1 protein-coding gene is annotated in these 1,114 nt (G+C 47.9%); it reads right to left on the reverse strand.

The window, feature by feature from the left end:
• Nucleotides 1-63: 63 nt before the first annotated feature.
• The gene (locus NFS35_RS28865; protein WP_251210391.1) at nucleotides 64-708 is read right to left on the reverse strand and encodes an aminoglycoside adenylyltransferase domain-containing protein; all 645 of its coding nucleotides are present in this window, start codon (nucleotides 706-708) and stop codon (nucleotides 64-66) included.
• Between the last annotated feature and the right edge of the window lie 406 nt (nucleotides 709-1,114).

The following is a 1,114-nucleotide window of genomic DNA, read 5'->3' on the forward strand; positions in this document are numbered from 1 at the left end:
TTTTTACATCAACTGCTTGAAAAAAACTTTTTAAACATTTTTCGTTTTACCTATTGACATTTCTTAGCTGGACTTTTTCGAGAGGACAATCTGCTCCGCGGATGACGATTCCCCATCGCCTTTCCCTCCCCTCAGATAAGCCAGCACCCTGCAAAGGTTCAAAATGACGTACACAGGATCCTCCAGGATGTCCTCTCTGGCGTTTTCAATGTCGGCCACGATGCTGTCTATATAGTCCTCCCGTGGAACCGGGCCGAAGACCTCAGACACAGGCTTTCCATACAGCACAATCCCATATCTGCCTATAATCGTAAAATGCGCGGCCAGATCCCTGTCCACGCCTTTCATCCTGTCCACATAATCCCGGGGATTCTCCTGATACCACTGCAGATGGGCCTGAGAGAAGTGGATATCAAAAGGAGTGGGATAGACAAAGGGATTGCAGAACTGCCTTTTCACAATGCTGAGCTCAATCCCCTTTGCCGGGGCCTCCCCGTTCCATTCCGCCACATGCCGCAGAAAATCCAGCTTCACGGCATCCGTAACGTCCCGCTCCACCACAAAAATCAAATCCAGGTCGCTTTTCTGCGCCTGAAAGCAACCCATGGCCGCGGAGCCGTGGAGATAGATTCCTGTCAGATTGTCTCCGAAAATCTCCTCGCTCTTTTTGACCATGCGCCGAAGCAGGCTTTCGTAATCTTTTTCCATTCTATCTGATTCACTTTCCTTTTGCTTATCCGCCTTTTTCAAACCGATATCGCCTCTCCCGCGCCAGGATTTACACCTGCACGACGTTCTGTCAGGTATCCCTCGGCATCTTTCGCATCCCCGAATTTCATGCATCTGCAGGTCTCTTTTGTGCAAACATTATATCAGGTAAATGCCGATTTAGCAATTCTATATTTGCGCTAATCCCTTTCTTCCTTGTGCTAATATTTTTCTCCCTTTTTGAAAAAGTGTTTCCACTGCATAACATTGGTGATAAAATGCATATTTTTACATATGATACCGGATTTATACTTATCTGGCTATCCTTTAGTCGAGTAGACAAGCGGCTCACGCCGCAAGCCCCTCACAGATCCGTGCGTGCGCCTTTCACGCACACGGCTCCTCA

The sequence above is a fragment of the Acetatifactor aquisgranensis genome, assembly GCF_943193215.1.
In the GTDB taxonomy this organism is placed as follows: domain Bacteria; phylum Bacillota; class Clostridia; order Lachnospirales; family Lachnospiraceae; genus Acetatifactor; species Acetatifactor aquisgranensis.